12 protein-coding genes, 1 pseudogene and 1 riboswitch are annotated in these 15,308 nt (G+C 58.7%); of the genes and pseudogenes, 8 read left to right on the top strand and 5 right to left on the bottom strand.

Going from position 1 to position 15,308, the window contains the following annotated elements; genetic code table 11:
* Positions 1-183: 183 nt before the first annotated feature.
* The 4 genes from rhlE2 to ahcY all read right to left on the bottom strand — a co-directional run bounded on the left by rhlE2 (position 184) and on the right by ahcY (position 5,781).
* A complete protein-coding gene (gene rhlE2 / locus ACA063_RS27330) occupies positions 184-2,061 on the bottom strand; it encodes an RNA helicase RhlE2 (RefSeq protein ID WP_497664044.1) in 1,878 nt (625 codons plus the stop codon).
* Positions 2,062-2,284: 223 nt separating this feature from the next.
* A complete protein-coding gene (locus tag ACA063_RS27325) occupies positions 2,285-3,100 on the bottom strand; it encodes a substrate-binding periplasmic protein (RefSeq protein ID WP_497664043.1) in 816 nt (271 codons plus the stop codon).
* Between the two features lie 191 nt (positions 3,101-3,291).
* Positions 3,292-4,137 carry a methylenetetrahydrofolate reductase [NAD(P)H] gene (gene metF, locus ACA063_RS27320; protein WP_497664042.1) on the bottom strand — a complete coding sequence of 282 codons (846 nt, stop codon included), beginning with the start codon at positions 4,135-4,137 and terminating at the stop codon, positions 3,292-3,294.
* Between the two features lie 234 nt (positions 4,138-4,371).
* The gene (gene ahcY, locus ACA063_RS27315; protein ID WP_162441071.1) at positions 4,372-5,781 is read right to left on the bottom strand and encodes an adenosylhomocysteinase; all 1,410 of its coding nucleotides are present in this window, start codon (positions 5,779-5,781) and stop codon (positions 4,372-4,374) included.
* A gap of 23 nt (positions 5,782-5,804) precedes the next feature.
* Positions 5,805-5,907, bottom strand: a riboswitch (S-adenosyl-L-homocysteine riboswitch).
* 198 nt (positions 5,908-6,105) lie between these two features.
* Here ahcY and ACA063_RS27310 point away from each other — a divergent pair.
* The 6 genes from ACA063_RS27310 (at position 6,106) to ACA063_RS27285 (ending at position 13,098) form a co-directional block, all read left to right on the top strand.
* The gene (locus ACA063_RS27310; protein ID WP_497664041.1) at positions 6,106-6,510 is read left to right on the top strand and encodes an acyl-CoA thioesterase; all 405 of its coding nucleotides are present in this window, start codon (positions 6,106-6,108) and stop codon (positions 6,508-6,510) included.
* A gap of 141 nt (positions 6,511-6,651) precedes the next feature.
* On the top strand, positions 6,652-7,533 hold the full coding sequence (locus ACA063_RS27305; RefSeq protein ID WP_497666594.1) for a formate/nitrite transporter family protein: 882 nt from the start codon (positions 6,652-6,654) through the stop codon (positions 7,531-7,533).
* Positions 7,534-7,861: 328 nt separating this feature from the next.
* Positions 7,862-9,403 (top strand): multicopper oxidase family protein, encoded by a 1,542-nt coding sequence (locus ACA063_RS27300; RefSeq protein ID WP_497664040.1) that lies wholly within the window; start codon positions 7,862-7,864, stop codon positions 9,401-9,403.
* Between the two features lie 12 nt (positions 9,404-9,415).
* Entirely contained in the window at positions 9,416-10,558 is a 1,143-nt protein-coding gene (locus tag ACA063_RS27295; protein ID WP_497664039.1) for a hypothetical protein, read from the top strand.
* Between the two features lie 3 nt (positions 10,559-10,561).
* Positions 10,562-11,137 carry an SCO family protein gene (locus tag ACA063_RS27290; RefSeq protein ID WP_497664038.1) on the top strand — a complete coding sequence of 192 codons (576 nt, stop codon included), beginning with the start codon at positions 10,562-10,564 and terminating at the stop codon, positions 11,135-11,137.
* A gap of 98 nt (positions 11,138-11,235) precedes the next feature.
* Positions 11,236-13,098: a DUF3857 domain-containing transglutaminase family protein gene (locus ACA063_RS27285; RefSeq protein ID WP_497664037.1), complete on the top strand. Its 1,863-nt coding sequence runs from the start codon at positions 11,236-11,238 to the stop codon at positions 13,096-13,098.
* Positions 13,099-13,268: 170 nt separating this feature from the next.
* On the opposite strand, the gene ACA063_RS27280 is transcribed toward ACA063_RS27285, so the two are convergent.
* Entirely contained in the window at positions 13,269-14,438 is a 1,170-nt protein-coding gene (locus ACA063_RS27280; RefSeq protein ID WP_497664036.1) for an MFS transporter, read from the bottom strand.
* A 294-nt stretch (positions 14,439-14,732) separates the two neighbouring features.
* On the opposite strand from ACA063_RS27280, the pseudogene ACA063_RS27275 reads away from it, so the two are divergent.
* Together ACA063_RS27275 and ACA063_RS27270 are read left to right on the top strand one after the other, a co-directional pair.
* Positions 14,733-14,849, top strand: a pseudogene (locus ACA063_RS27275) (EamA family transporter); the annotation flags it as partial.
* A gap of 40 nt (positions 14,850-14,889) precedes the next feature.
* Complete coding sequence (locus tag ACA063_RS27270; protein ID WP_497664035.1) at positions 14,890-15,273, top strand: MAPEG family protein; 384 nt, start codon at positions 14,890-14,892, stop codon at positions 15,271-15,273.
* The last annotated feature ends 35 nt before the right edge of the window (positions 15,274-15,308 follow it).

Raw genomic sequence — 15,308 nt, 5'->3', positions numbered from 1 at the left:
ATGTCGAGTGAAACGAGGCTGCGATCTTTTGATCTTTTCTTTAAAACAAGATCAAAAGATCGCAGCCTCGTTTCACTCGACAGCTCCTACAAGGGGTTGAGGTTCTGCTCCCACGGGGTTTGGATAAGGCAAAAAAATGCCCCGGATCGTGAGATCCGGGGCATTTTTTATTGCAGCGTCAAATCAGCGGTTGCGGGTCAGCAACGCCGGTTTCTCGCCGCGAGGACGGCCTGGCAATTGATCAAGCTGTTCAGGTGTCGGGAAACGATCAGTTTTCGACTCCTTGTGAATGATCTTCGGCGCTGGACCGCGCGGGTTCTGCACGGCAGGTTCCGAACGCGGTTGGTCATCACGAGCGGGACGACGGTTGCGGCCTTCTTCGCGACGGGCCTGACCGTCACGTGGAGCACCGCTGCGTGGGCCGCTGCGCTTGGCTGGCGGTGTGCCGGTGGTGGCGCCATCGCTGCTGCGCGGACCGCTTTGGCGACCCTGCGGCTTGCCACCGGTGCGCGGGGCACCTGCGCCTGCTGTCGTGCCCTGTGCAGGAGCACTTGGACGACGGCCGCGACCCTGGGCTGGCTTGGCCTGTGGAACGTAGTCGACACGATTACCGAAGTTATCGATGTCGTCGTCCAGGAACTCGTCCGGGGCGCGATCAGCAGAGGCCGCGCGTGGAGCCGGGCGTTGTTGCTCGCGAGCCGGGGTGCCTTCACGTGGTTTGTGCTCACGTGCCGGACGATCGCCACGGCCAGTGGCAGCAGGTTTTTCCTTGCCGCCCTTGTCCTTGCCTTTGTCCTTGCGACCGCCGCCACCGCCGCCGCCGTTTGGACCGTCGCCGCGCGGGCCACGTGGGTTGCGCGGGTTACGCACATCCGGACGCTCGCGGACTTCAGGTTTTTCAGCTTCCACAGCGCTGGAATCGAAGCCCATCAGGTCGCCGTCGGCGATTTTCTGCTTGGTCATGCGCTCGATGCTTTTCAGCAGTTTTTCTTCGTCCGGGGCAACCAGCGAGATTGCCTCGCCCGAACGACCGGCACGGCCAGTACGGCCGATACGGTGAACGTAATCTTCGTCGACGTTCGGCAGCTCGAAGTTGACCACGTGTGGCAACTGGTCGATGTCGAGGCCGCGAGCGGCGATGTCGGTGGCAACCAGGATGCGCACTTCACCGGCCTTGAAATCGGCCAATGCTTTGGTACGCGCATTCTGGCTCTTGTTGCCGTGGATCGCGACGGCGGAAAGACCGTGCTTGTCCAGGTACTCGGCCAGACGGTTGGCGCCGTGCTTGGTGCGGGTGAACACCAGGACCTGTTCCCAGGCGCCAGCGGTGATCAGGTGTGCCAGCAACGAACGCTTGTGGTTGGCAGGCAAACGGAACACGCGCTGTTCGATACGCTCGACCGTGGTGTTCGGCGGCGTGACTTCGATGCGTTCCGGGTTATGCAGCAGCTTGCCGGCAAGGTCGGTGATGTCTTTGGAGAACGTCGCCGAGAACAGCAGGTTCTGACGTTTGCTCGGCAAGCGAGCCAGGACCTTCTTCACGTCATGGACGAAGCCCATGTCGAGCATGCGGTCCGCTTCGTCCAGCACGAGGATTTCCACGTGGGACAAATCGACGCTACCTTGGCCGGCGAGGTCGAGCAGGCGGCCCGGGCAGGCGACGAGCACGTCGACACCGCGGGACATGGCCTGAACCTGTGGGTTCATGCCGACGCCGCCGAAGATGCAGGCGCTGACGAACTTCAGGTCACGGGCATAGACCTTGAAGCTTTCGTGTACTTGAGCGGCGAGTTCACGGGTAGGGGTCAGGACCAGTACGCGCGGTTGGCGCGGGCCATGACGCTGGGACTTGTCCGGATGACCATTAGGGAACAACCGCTCCAGGATCGGAAGGGCGAAGCCACCGGTTTTACCAGTACCTGTCTGAGCCGCAACCATCAGGTCGCGACCTTGCAACACGGCGGGAATAGCCCGCTGTTGCACCGGAGTAGGCTCGGTATAGCCCGCTGCCTCGATGGCGCGGACTAAAGCCTCGGAGAGACCGAGGGAAGCAAAGGACATGAGTAATCCTGTTTTAGTTAGGGCTTGGCCCAATGGGAGTCTTGCCTGGCGCGAATCGCGTTTAAGAAGAACGCAACCCCGTCCGGTCCTGCTGGGCCTTGAAAGCTCGTCTGGAGCGCTCGCGCGGGCTGAAAAGCTGCGCTGTAGCGGGGTCGAGATGCCTTGAACAAGTCCGAGCGTCCGGGCGTGAGCCTGGCGGGAAGGCCGGAGTATAACAGAGCAATCACTGCGCGCTGCTTTCCTGCTGCTCAACGGTTTTTCCGCTGGCACGGGTGACGCTGGCGGCGTTGGCATTGGCGGCGTGTCCGGCGCCGTATCGAGCGCTCAGTTCCGCGTAGGCGGGCTCCCGCTTGAAGCGTTTGAGCTCGGCGCCGAAGCGTTGCACCAATAAGTCCATACCAGCGTTGCGCCGTACCGCCAGGTACTGGCTTTGCTCGCTGATGATCAGCGGGTTTTCGGTGATCTCGTCGCGGATGTTCAACTCGTCGATCAGGTGCTGGCCGACTCGGCGGTCGGTGATCAGCAGGTCGATCCTGCCCCGTACCAGTTTGCCGAAGTTGGCTTCGTGGCTCGGCGCGGGTTCCCGTGTGAACAGCGTCGACTCGCTGAAATCCGTGCTGTAGAGATAGCCCGGTGAGGTGCCGACGCTCAGCCCGCGCAAACCGTCGAGGGTGCTGAACGGGTGAGGGCGGGCGTTGGCGTAGAACATCACGAATTGCACTTGCGAGAGGGGTTCGCTGGGGTAGAGCAGGGTCGCATCGCGCTCGTCGCTGCGGAAAATATCCAGCGCCCCATCAGCCTGCCCCTGCTCGAGCATCGACAGGCAGCGCTTCCACGGCAGGAATTGCCATTCCACTTCGATGCCCAGGCGCTTGAAGACAATTGAGGTGGTTTCGTAGTCCAGCCCCAGCTTTTTACCGTTCTCCTCGTACACGTAAGGTGCCCAGGGCTCGGTGACAATGCGCAGTTTCTCGCCCCGAGCGGTAAAGCTCAGGCACGTGAATAAAATCACTGTCAGCAACTGTGAGATCAAAGGCATGGCTTGAGATTACGACGAGAAACCGGAAAGAGCCAGAAACTGGCCGCAGAAGCTCTAACTCCGTGTATTGGCGCACAAAAACAGGGCGTTAAAAGCAAAAAATCGCAGCCTTTGACAGGTCCTACAGAGGTTAAACAAACCGTGCAGGAGCTGCCGAAGGCTGCGATCTTTTGATCTTGCTGTGCTGTGTATTAACGCGGCAACTTCAGGTTGTTCCACACCGCCAGGCTCGGTTCAGCCTGGTTCAAGGTGTAGAAGTGCAACCCTGGCGCGCCACCTTGCAGCAGGCGTTCGCACATTTCGGTAATCACTTGCTCACCGAAACCTTGAATGCTCTTGGTGTCATCGCCGTAGGCTTCCAGCTGCTTGCGGATCCAGCGCGGAATTTCCGCACCGCAGGCATCGGAGAAGCGCGCGAGCTTGCTGTAGTTGGTGATCGGCATGATGCCCGGCACGATCGGGATGTTCACGCCCAGGGCTCGTACACGCTCGACGAAGTAGAAGTAGCTGTCGGCGTTGAAGAAGTACTGGGTGATCGCGCTGTCGGCGCCGGCATTTGCTTTGCGAACGAAGTTGGCGAGATCGTCTTCGAAGTTACGCGCTTGCGGGTGCATTTCCGGGTAAGCGGCGACTTCGATATGGAAATGATCGCCGGTTTCTTCACGAATGAATTCCACCAGGTCATTGGCGTGGCGCAGTTCACCGCTGGCCATGCCCATGCCTGACGGCAAATCACCGCGCAGGGCGACGATACGCGTGATGCCGGCAGCCTTGTACTGAGTCAGCAGGCCGCGCAGATCATCCTTGCTGTCGCCTACGCAAGACAGATGCGGTGCGGCCGGGACTTTGACTTCACTTTCCAGCTGCAACACGGTGTTGATGGTGCGATCACGGGTCGAGCCGCCAGCGCCATAGGTGCAGGAGAAGAAATCGGGGTTGTATGTAGCCAGCTGACGGGCAGTGGCGAGCAGCTTTTCATGCCCAGCGTCGGTCTTCGTAGGGAAGAACTCGAAGCTGTAGCGACGGTCTTGGGACATGGTCGTATCCTTGGAAACTCGTAAGCCTGTGAGGCTTGCACATCCCAATGTGAGAGCGAGCTTTTGTGGTGAGGGGATTTATCCCCGCTGGGTCGCGTAGCGGCCCCAAAACTGCAGCAGCGCAGTATCAAATACACCACGTGCACTGGTTTTGCGACTGCTTCGCAGCCGAACGGGGATAAATCCCCTCGCCACAAAGCCCGCTCCCCTAGGGAGAGCAGGCAGCAGGACCGATCAGTAACGGTAAGCGTGCGGCTTGAACGGACCTTCGACGGTCACGCCGATGTAGTCGGCCTGGGTCTTGGTCAGTTGAGTCACGACGCCGCCGAAGCCGCGGACCATTTCCAGGGCCACTTCTTCGTCGAGTTTCTTCGGCAGTACTTCAACAGTCAGGCGCTCGGCTTTCTGGGCTGGCGACAGGTCGGCGTATTTCTGGCCGAACAGGAAGATCTGCGCCAGAACCTGGTTGGCGAACGAACCGTCCATGATGCGGCTTGGGTGGCCGGTGGCGTTGCCCAGGTTAACCAGACGGCCTTCGGCCAGCAGGATCAGGTAGTCGTCGTTCTGAGCGTCGAATGCGCCAGGACCAGTACGGTGGATCTTGTGTACCTGTGGCTTCACTTCTTCCCATGCCCAGTTCTTGCGCATGAAAGCCGTGTCGATTTCGTTGTCGAAGTGACCGATGTTGCAGACAACGGCGCGCTTCTTCAGGGCTTTGAGCATGTTCGAATCGCAAACATTGACGTTGCCGGTAGTGGTCACGATCAGGTCGATCTTGCCCAGCAACGCTTTGTCGATGCTTTCTTCAGTACCGTTGTTGATACCGTCGATGAATGGCGAAACCAGTTCGAAACCGTCCATGCAGGCTTGCATGGCGCAGATCGGATCGACTTCGGACACTTTGACGATCATGCCTTCCTGACGCAGGGACTGGGCCGAGCCCTTGCCCACGTCACCGTAACCGATGACCAGCGCTTGCTTGCCGGACAGCAGGTGGTCGGTGCCACGCTTGATCGCGTCGTTCAGGCTGTGACGGCAGCCGTACTTGTTGTCGTTCTTGCTCTTGGTCACCGAGTCGTTGACGTTGATGGCCGGGATTTTCAGTTCGCCCTTGGCCAGCATGTCCAGCAGGCGGTGAACGCCAGTGGTGGTTTCTTCGGTAACGCCGTGGACGCGGTCCAGGATCGCCGGGTATTTCTTGTGCAGCAGCTCGGTCAGGTCGCCGCCGTCGTCGAGGATCATGTTGGCATCCCAAGGCGCGCCATCTTTAAGGATGGTTTGCTCCAGGCACCACTCGTACTCTTCTTCGGTCTCGCCTTTCCAGGCGTAAACAGCGATGCCGGCAGCGGCGATAGCGGCAGCGGCCTGATCCTGAGTCGAGAAAATGTTGCAGGACGACCAGCGTACTTCGGCACCCAGGGCAACCAGGGTTTCGATCAGCACGGCAGTCTGAATGGTCATGTGGATGCAGCCGAGAATCTTCGCGCCTTTGAGCGGTTGCTCACCGGCGTACTTGCGGCGCAGACCCATCAGGGCTGGCATTTCGGATTCGGCGATAATGGTTTCGCGACGACCCCAGGCAGCCAGGGACATGTCGGCGACTTTGTAATCGTTAAAATCTGCAGGCGTGATGACAGCGCTCATGATGAGCCTCCATTCGTAATGTATGCGAATGGGCGCCGTTGTGCGTTTAGTGTCCGGTCAATGACGACCGGGCAACGCCCCATCCGAGCCTGACAGGTCGAACCTGCTGCAGCGCCCCTCGGACAGGTGGCGGGAAAACGGTATCTATCGATGATGACCGTTTTGAAACGGTGGCGATTATAGCGGGCTAAGCTGATCTTCCAAAGTCTTTCTGCAGGTCAATGCCTGAACGGTAATCGCGACCATAGTCGAAGCTTAATAGAGCTCTAGCCCGGGCTCTGCCATGATGTGCGGCATCAATCGGCAAGACGGTCAGGAGTGAATATGAATTTCCACACCCGCAAATGGGTAAAACCAGAAGACCTCAACCCCAACGGCACGCTGTTCGGCGGCAGCCTGTTGCGCTGGATCGACGAAGAAGCGGCTATCTACGCCATCGTCCAGCTGGGCAATCAGCGCGTGGTCACCAAGTACATTTCCGAAATCAACTTCGTCAGCGCCTCGCGCCAGGGCGACATCATCGAGCTGGGCATCACCGCGACCGAATTCGGTCGCACCTCGATCACCCTGACCTGCGAAGTGCGCAACAAGATCACCCGCAAAAGCATCCTGACGGTAGAGAAGATGGTGTTCGTCAACCTCGGCGAAGACGGCTTGCCCGCTCCTCACGGTCGTACCGAGATCCTGTACGTCAAAGACCAGTTCAAGGATGACGGCTTAAGCGAGTAATGCGAGCCCTGTAGGAGCTGCCGGAGGCTGCGATCTTTTGATTTTGTTTTTAAAAAGATCGCAGCCTTCGGCAGTACCTACAGAACGGAATCCCAGCCGCGAATGTCGTACTTAAACGACACGCCACCGGTTCCGGAATTCATGGACACTCAAAAAGACGGCAAGACCCCGAACCTCTCGGCTCAAGAGAAGCACGACGTCGACAAAAACCAGCCCCCGCGCGCGGCGGTGCTGCACGAAATCATCCGAACCCAAGGTGATCAGGAGCTCGAGCGTAGCGTCGCCGCGCTCTGGTGGTCGGCCCTGGCTGCCGGGTTGACCATGGGCCTGTCGCTGATGGCCATGGGGCTGCTCAATTCCCGCTTGCCGGACGGCGAAGCCTTCAAGGTGATCGCCAGTTTCGGGTACTGCGCCGGTTTCCTCGCGGTGATCCTCGCCCGCCAGCAACTCTTTACCGAAAACACCCTCACGGCCGTGCTGCCGGTCATGACCAAGCCCACGCTGAACAATTTCGGTCGGCTGATCCGCCTGTGGAGCGTGGTGCTGGTGGGCAACCTGTGCGGCACCTTGCTGGTCGCCTACGTGATGCTGCATCTGCCGATTTTCGATACCAAGACCGACATGGCGTTCCTCGACATCGGCCGCAAGGTCATGGAGAACGATGCCAGCAAGATGTTCGCCAAAGGCATCGTCTCGGGCTGGATGATCGCCACCATGGTCTGGATGATCCCGTCCATGGAAAGCGCCAAGATGTGGATCATCATCCTCATCACTTATTTGATGGCATTGGGGGACTTCACCCACATCGTCGTCGGTTCCGCCGAAGTGTCCTATCTGGTTTTTGCGGGTGAATTGTCGTGGGGAGATTTCTGGATGGTGTTCGCCGGTCCGACGCTGGCAGGCAACATCATCGGTGGCAGCTTCATCTTTGCGCTGTTAAGCCATGCGCAAATTCGCAGCGAGAGCGGGCCGCCGAAGCAGAATTCGGATCAGCAGGATAATGGGCAAAAGCCCGAAAAATAATCAGTGATGCCCGGCCTGTGCCACTGGCACAGGCCCTCACGAGTCAGTGACAACCCCGCTGCGCTGACGTTTACCCCCTCCAAAACACCGCTTTAAAGATAAAAATGATCGAAATCAGACCGATTATCGCCTGCATTCAGGGCGTTGGATCCGATGGCTTGCGCCGGTCTGGACCTGTTCTAAACTGCAAAAGTTGCACGAAAAATGACGTAGAGCCCCGAAAGACGTGTCCTCGAGCCTTTCGTGGTGACGACTTGTCACCTTCGGCAACGCGCAGGCGGATTGAATTAGAGATGTCATTCCAACGATGCCACCGAAGGTCACCATCATGGCCAGAGCCTTAAGCGTTTGCCGATTTACGCTTTACGCATGCCTGGTAGCCCTGGTACTGAGCGGTTGCACAACTCAACAGGCCACCGAGCCCGCATCCCAGCCATTGCGCAAGAATCCCGAGTTTTCCTACGACGCCAGCGGCGTCACGCATGCCACGCTGACGGCGGCCGAGCAGCAGGTCAATGTGGGTAACGAGCGTTACGTCTCGTTGGTGTTCAACGGCGATTACGATTCCCCGCTGATCCGCACGCGACCGGGTGGAACCATGGCGATCCGCCTGGATAACCGCATGGACGAGATCACCAACCTGCATTTCCACGGCATGCAGGTGTCGCCGCTGGACGAGGGCGATAACATTTTCCGCATGACCCAGCCGCATCAGGTGGGCGAATACAACGTCAAGCTGCCCCCGGAGCACAGCCCCGGCGCCTACTGGTATCACAGTCATTTCCACGGTGGCTCCCAGCGCCAGGTGTCTGCCGGGATTGCCGGGCCGATCCTGGTTGACGGCATGCTCGATCCATTCCCCGAGCTCAAGGGCATCAAGGAACAAGTGCTGGTCCTGCGTAACTTCCAGAAAACCCTGACCGGCAAAGTGGCGAGCGAAATCATCACCAGCGCCCCGTCGATTCGCACGGTCAACGGCCAGGAAGTGCCCACCATCGACATCAAGCCGGGCGAAACCCAGCTCTGGCATTTCATCAACATTGCCGCCAACCAGTATTTCCGGATTCGCATCAACGGCCAGAAGATGCAGATCCTGTCCCGGGACGGCAACACCGTCACGCGCCGGGTCGATGATGACCAGGTGCTGATTGGCCCGTCGGCGCGGTTCAGCGTGTTGGTGGTGGGTCCACCGGCGGGCTCCTACGATGTCGATTTGGGAGAGGCCGATACCGGGCCGGCGGGGGACAGTTATCCGGCGGCCAAACTGGCGATCCTGCGCTCCAGTGGTGAACGGGTAGCGACCCGGCAGATCACCAGCCCTTATCCACCGGCCGAAGACTTCAGCAAACAGGCGGTGAACAAGACGCGCCAGTTCGTCTTCCAGGATTCCGACACCGACCCCAATGCGTTCCTGATCAATGGCACCCGCTTCGAACTGGACAAGGTCAACACCACGGTCAAGCTCGGGGATGTGGAAGAGTGGCGCCTGTTGAACCCGTCTCAGGAATTGCACCAGTTCCACATTCACCAGGTGGATTTTCAGGTCACCGAAATCAACGGCAAATCCGTGGAGTTCAGTGGCTACCGGGACAATGTGTTTATCCCCGCCACCGGCTCGATCACCGTGCGCATTCCGTTTCGCGATCCGGTGATCCTGGGCAAATTCGTCTATCACTGCCACATCCTCGAACACGAGGACGGCGGCATGATGCAGGCGATCCAGGTGGTCAAACCCGAAGACTACGAGCAAGCGGTCAAGCTCGAACCCTTGGGCGGCCTGTACGGCGAAAACAATCAGTTGTGCGCCTTCCTGCGCAACACCGGACAGGACCCGAAAACGTCCAGCCCGTCGATCCCGCTCGTCAAATAAGGGGGGAGCGCCATGAGTCACTATCGCTTGGCTGTGTTGCTGTTGGGATCAGTATGGGGCGTTGACCTGGTGTTGGCCGATGACGGGCAATACCCCAACGTGGGCATGGATTACGACGCGACGTTTCAGTACGACCATGTGCATGGCGACACCCCTCAAGGTGGTAACCGCAACAGCACCGATGCGTACCCGGATATCAACAGCACCTTCTATTTCCGTTTTACCCACGATCAGCAGATTCAGCTGTCAACCGAGATCAATCCTGTGCAAGGGCCCGAGCCTGGGCAAAAGCGGTTTTTTGAAGACGTGGGGCTGGTGATCAACGACCTCAACTATTACCAGAACAACGCCAATTCAGCCTTTATGGTCGGCAAATACCACGTGCCCTTCGGTCGTGCGCAGGATCAGGCGCCGGGGCTCTACACCGAGGATTTCGTCAGCACCTACGACCTGGACGGCATGCTCGGTGGCACGGTGGCGTATCGATTTTTCGATCAGCAATTGGGCATGATCGAGCCCAACGTCAGCCTCTACACCGCTGACAACACGGTCCTCGGCCGACCCTACCTGCGCCACGGCGAGAAGCTCGAGCGCTCCGATGGCGGTCCGTCCAACACCGGCAAACTCGACTCCTACGCCGTGTCGGTGAATTGGCTGGCGATCCCGGCCATCCCCTTTCTCGAAATGCAGGTGGGGTACATGGAGAACAAAAAAGGGGATGACGTAGTGCAGTCCGGCCCGCCGTTCGGGGAGGCGGCGGATGAGAAAATCAAGATCGCCTCGGCGCGCTACATCTGGGCCTATGCGCCCAGTACGGAACTGGAGCCGACACTGGACGGACGATATTTCGATATCGTGCCCTTCATCGAATTCGCCGATGTCGAAAACGAAGACGCGATTCAAGGCAATGACACGCGCTACCTGACCACGTCCCTGACCTTCGACTTCGGTGACTGGGCACTGGGTGCGACTCGCACCGACAAGCATCGTGAGTCAACGGGCAGCGCGGATCGGCAGGATTACCTCAACGAACTCAGCCTGACGTACAACATCACCGGCCAGGTCAAACTCGGGCTGTCGGCGGGTACGCAGAAAGAGGATGGCGAGATGTCGGAACTGATGGGCCTGGCGCTCACGTATTCGGGAGGGTTCTGACCGATGAAGCTATTACTGGCAGCCAGCGTGATGCTCTTGATGGGGTTGGCGGCCGATGCGGTGGCCGCGACGCGCACCGATATCGGCGGGCCGTTTCAACTGACCAATCAGAATGGCCAGCGCGTCACTGAACGCAGCTTTGGCGAGCCGACACTGCTCTATTTTGGTTTCCTCACCTGCCCGGATATCTGCCCCACGGACCTGGCGAAAATGGCCCGCATCAGTCGCCAGCTGCAACAGCAGCAGGGCATCAAGGTGCGTCCGGTGTTCGTCACGGTCGACCCGGAGCGTGACACGCCGGACAAGCTCAAGGTCTACGTGAAGTACTTCGCCAGCGACTTTGTGGGACTGACCGGTTCGGCACAGGAGATCGCCCGCATTACCGATGCCTATCACGTGTATTACAAGAAAGCCCCTTACGGTGATCAACCGGGGCAATACATGATGGATCACTCGACGATTCTGTTTTTGCTCGACAGTCAGGGACGCTACCTCAAACACTTCGGTCGCGGACTCGATGAGAAGGAAATCGAGAAGCAGGTAGTGACCGCGTTGGCGGATCAAGAGGCGGGCAGATAAGCGCATGAAATCAAAGATAAATTTTTAACCTGTCGGAATGATGGCACAGCGTTTGTTGTATATTGCGAACGCTTCCCATTTATTGAAGACGGATCTTTATGCAATTTTCAGTTTCCCCTCCAGCGCGCCTTCTTGGCGCGTTTGTACTGATGGTCATGACGTTCGGCACGGCTCAGGCCAAGGACGATGGCACCGACCTTTCGGTAACGATCGAGAAAGAAATCCAGGCGAATGTCATCAATGCCGATGGCAGTTTTGTCGTCACCAGTGACACGGTTTACCTGATCAATGAAGAGCGGGCCATCAAGGAACATGCGCAACGCTCACTGAGCTACAACCGCACCCTCGAAACCCTGGATGTGGTTGAGGCCTATACGCAAAAGTCCGATGGCCGCAAAGTCGTGGTCAAGCCCGAGCAGATCAAGGAACAACAGGAACAGGCCTCTACCCAGGCGCCGATGTTTCAGGATACGCGGGTGAAAGTGGTGATCTTTCCGGAGGTCGCCGTGGGTGATCGCCTGGTGCTCCAGTACAAGAAGAATCGCGTGACGGCGTTGTTTCCCAATCAGTTTGAAGACTTGACCGCTCCGATGTTCTACCCCACCCGGCAACTCACGCTGATCTATGACCTGCCTGAGAAAATGCACCTGAACGCGGACGCAAAAGGATTCAGTGCGTCATCGGAGACCGCGGCGCCCGGTCGCAGGATTTATCGTTGGGACTACGTGCCTGCCGACAAGGCGCGGATAGAGCAGGGGGCGGTGTCGTATCTGGATTACGGCCAATACCTGGCGGTCTCCACCTTCACTGATTTTGCCGAGTTCGCCAAAGCCTACGATTCCCGGGCCCACGTCAATGTCACGCCGCAGGTCCGCGAACTGGCCAAAACCATTACCGCTAAACTCGACACCCCTCGGGCCAAGGCCATCGCCCTGAATGAATGGGTGCGCAGGAACATTCGCTATGTGGCTGTTTATGTCGGCGCGGGCGGTGTCGTGCCGCATTCGGTGGAAACGATTCTGGGCAATCGTTATGGCGACTGTAAGGACCACGTGGCATTGCTCGAAGCGTTGCTGGTCGCAGCAGGGATCGAAAGCACGCCTGCCCTTGTCAGCTTGGGCAATGCCTATGAGCTACCGAAGGTGCCGACCCTGGGCGTACTGAACCACGCGATCACTTATGTGCCGAGCCTGAACCTGTACCTGGACTCGACCGCCGAGGGCGTTGCTGGCGGCTACCTGCCGGTGCTGGTACTGGATAAACCGGTGGTGCTGACCAAGTCGGGCGATCTGGGGCGCACACCGGCCGAGCAGGATGGCCTGGTGAAAAACGACACGCTGTACAAGGTCTCGAAAACGGGCGCGGCAGACTTCACTCACACGTCCCGTGTGGTCGGTTGGGCGGCGGAAATGAACCGCTACGGCATGAAGTCCATGACGCCGACCAATCGCGATCAGATGATCCAGCAGGTCCTCGCCTCGTACGGACTCAATGGCACGGGCAAGTTCAATGCCGGGGAGCTTGAAGGCACGGGTGACGATTATGAAATGAAGCTGGCGGGGCGCGTGGACAACCTGGTCAACCTGCCCGGTCCCATCGGTGTGTTGACCATGAGCAGTCTGTCCGGCGGCATTGCGCAAAACGTATTTGGCTTTCTCATGGAGCAGGATCGGACTCAGGCATTCACCTGTATATCCGGCGTGACTGAGGAGCAGGCGCGTTTCGAATTTCCGAAAGATGTGAGCATTCTCGCCGCCCCCAAAGCGGTTTCGTTGAGCGGGGAACGCTTCGACTACAGCGCCACGTACGCCCGTGAGGCCAACGCGGTGGTGGTCAAACGGCGTTTCGCGTTCAAGCACCCACGCGCGGTGTGCACACCTGAGGACTTTCAGGCGATGAGGGCGACGGCGGAGCTGATGATCAATGATCTGAAAAGCCAGATTATTGTGCAGGCGCTTTGATCACGAATCCTGTTAGTCGAGGGTCGCACTGAATGTGTGGCGAGGGAGCTTGCTCCCGCTGGACTGCGTAGCAGTCCCATTCTTTTTGATAAAAGCGGGGCCGCTGCGCAGCCCAGCGGGAGCAAGCTCCCTCGCCACATGTTTCTGTTAGCCGAAAGATTAGGGTTGTTTCAGCCCACCACATTGGCCAGCTGTGCTTCGCGCCGTTGCCGATAGATAAAGTACAGCGCGGCAAGCACGGTCACGCAGCTGACCAGCGCGCCGGTCCAGGGCAGGTCGGCCAGGTCGGCGCCGCTGGCCACGACCAGCCCACCGATCCAGGCGCCCGCCGCATTGCCGAGGTTGAACGCACTCTGGTTCAGCGTCGAACCCAGGTTCGGTGCCTCATGGGCCTGGTCGATGATCAGCAGTTGCAGGATCGGGCACAGGGCGAAGGCAAAAATCCCCCACAACACCAGCGTGATTGCCGCCGGGATCACCGAATGGCTGGTCTGCGTGAAGGCGGCCAGCACCACGACTGTCGCCAGCGCCATGCCCACCAGCGACGGCAGCAAACGACTGTCCGCCAGTCGACCGCCAAGCATGCTGCCCGCCGTCAAACCTACGCCGAACAACAGCAGCATGATGGTCACGCCATGCGGGCTGACGCCGGTGATGTCCTGCAGGATCGGCGCGATGTAGGTGAACACGCTGAACAGGCTGGTCGATGCCAGCACGCTCATGCCCAGCGCCATCAACACGTTGCCCTTGCCCAGCACTTTGAACTCGCTGGCCAGGTTGGCTTTGTCCATGGCGATGTCCTTTGGTAGCCAGACCCACTGCGCGATAGCGGCAATCACACCAATCACCGACACCGCCCAGAACGTCGAGCGCCAACCGGCGTATTGTCCGAGCGCAGTACCTAACGGCACGCCAAGCACGTTGGCCAGGGTCAGTCCGGTGAACATCATGGCAATCGCCTGGGCGCGTTTGTTCGGTGCCACGAGGCCGGCGGCCACCACTGAGCCGATGCCGAAAAATGCACCGTGGCACAGCGCCGTGACCACACGCGCGGCCATCAACGTGGCGTAGTTGGGCGCCAATGCGCAAAGGATGTTGCCGAGGATGAACATCAGGGTCATGCCCAGCAGCGTGGCTTTGCGCGGCATGTTGGCGGTGCCGACCGCGAGGATTGGCGCCCCGAACACCACGCCCAGGGCGTAACCGGTAATCAGCAGGCCGGCGTGGGGAATGCTCACAGCGAGGTCGCGAGCGACGTCGGGTAGCAGGCCCATGATGACGAATTCAGTGGTGCCGATGCCGAATGCGGCAACAGCAAGGGCAAGCAAAGCGAGTGGCATGCGCAAGGTCTCTGTCGGTAGTCTTGACGCTGTGATCAGGCATACGCATGCCGACGTCCGATCTGGATCAGAACGGGCGCGGGCAAAAATTATTGGAATTAGTCTGTGCGCAACTGAGTGCGGCGTGGTCGCTTGCAGTATAAACAGCTGCTGACATATCGCGAATCAATTCTCCGCGCAAACCTCGTAGGAGCTGTCGAGTGAAACGAGGCTGCGATCTTTTGATTTTGCTTTTTCAAGGACAAGATCAAAAGATCGCAGCCTCGTTTCACTCGACAGCCCCTACACGTCATGATCAGTGTGATGCTGATGATGTTGGTTGGTATGCGTTACCTGAAAGAACCTTTCGGCCGACCACGGTTCTTAGCCTGTGGGCGGCTACTGATCGGCATGTTGATGATGAAATTTTAATGACTGATAAAAATTCAAATACTGAAAAAGGGACTGATTTATGACGGTTGCTCTGTGGTGCGTATTGATCGCGTTTTGCCTGCCTTACCTTTGCACGGGTGTTGCCAAGATCAGCGGCCGGTTCACGCTGAAAGACAATCATGATCCCCGGGACTTTCTCGATTCACTGAACGGTTTGGGCAGGCGCGCCTATGCGGCGCAACTGAACAGCTTCGAAGTGACCCCGTTTTTTGCTGCGGCGGTGATCGTGGCTCACCTGGTGGGCACCGCCCAGTTGGTGACGGTCAATGTGCTGGCCGTATTGTTCATTACCAGCCGGCTGCTGTTCATCATTTGCTACCTGGCGGACTGGGCGATCTTTCGCTCGTTGGTGTGGTTTGTGGGGATGGGCTTGATTGTGAGTTTCTTTGTGGTGTCGGCCTGAAAACAAGATCAAAAGATCGCAGCCTCGTTTCACCC

The sequence above is a fragment of the Pseudomonas sp. LBUM1643 genome, assembly GCF_059716215.1.
Note: the sequence above shows the minus strand (reverse complement) of the source record. Positions and strands in the feature narration are given on the sequence as shown.

Excerpts from the sequence above, each read along its gene's own strand:
- ACA063_RS27290 (WP_497664038.1), top strand. The coding sequence starts at position 10,562 with ATGAAGCTATTACTGGCAGCCAGCGTGATGCTCTTGATGGGGTTGGCG.
- metF (WP_497664042.1), bottom strand. The coding sequence starts at position 4,137 with ATGTCCCAAGACCGTCGCTACAGCTTCGAGTTCTTCCCTACGAAGACC.
- ACA063_RS27310 (WP_497664041.1), top strand. The coding sequence starts at position 6,106 with ATGAATTTCCACACCCGCAAATGGGTAAAACCAGAAGACCTCAACCCC.
- ACA063_RS27325 (WP_497664043.1), bottom strand. The coding sequence starts at position 3,100 with ATGCCTTTGATCTCACAGTTGCTGACAGTGATTTTATTCACGTGCCTG.
- ACA063_RS27300 (WP_497664040.1), top strand. The coding sequence starts at position 7,862 with ATGGCCAGAGCCTTAAGCGTTTGCCGATTTACGCTTTACGCATGCCTG.
- ACA063_RS27295 (WP_497664039.1), top strand. The coding sequence starts at position 9,416 with ATGAGTCACTATCGCTTGGCTGTGTTGCTGTTGGGATCAGTATGGGGC.
- ACA063_RS27280 (WP_497664036.1), bottom strand. The coding sequence starts at position 14,438 with ATGCCACTCGCTTTGCTTGCCCTTGCTGTTGCCGCATTCGGCATCGGC.
- ACA063_RS27285 (WP_497664037.1), top strand. The coding sequence starts at position 11,236 with ATGCAATTTTCAGTTTCCCCTCCAGCGCGCCTTCTTGGCGCGTTTGTA.
- rhlE2 (WP_497664044.1), bottom strand. The coding sequence starts at position 2,061 with ATGTCCTTTGCTTCCCTCGGTCTCTCCGAGGCTTTAGTCCGCGCCATC.
- ACA063_RS27305 (WP_497666594.1), top strand. The coding sequence starts at position 6,652 with ATGGACACTCAAAAAGACGGCAAGACCCCGAACCTCTCGGCTCAAGAG.
- ACA063_RS27270 (WP_497664035.1), top strand. The coding sequence starts at position 14,890 with ATGACGGTTGCTCTGTGGTGCGTATTGATCGCGTTTTGCCTGCCTTAC.
- ahcY (WP_162441071.1), bottom strand. The coding sequence starts at position 5,781 with ATGAGCGCTGTCATCACGCCTGCAGATTTTAACGATTACAAAGTCGCC.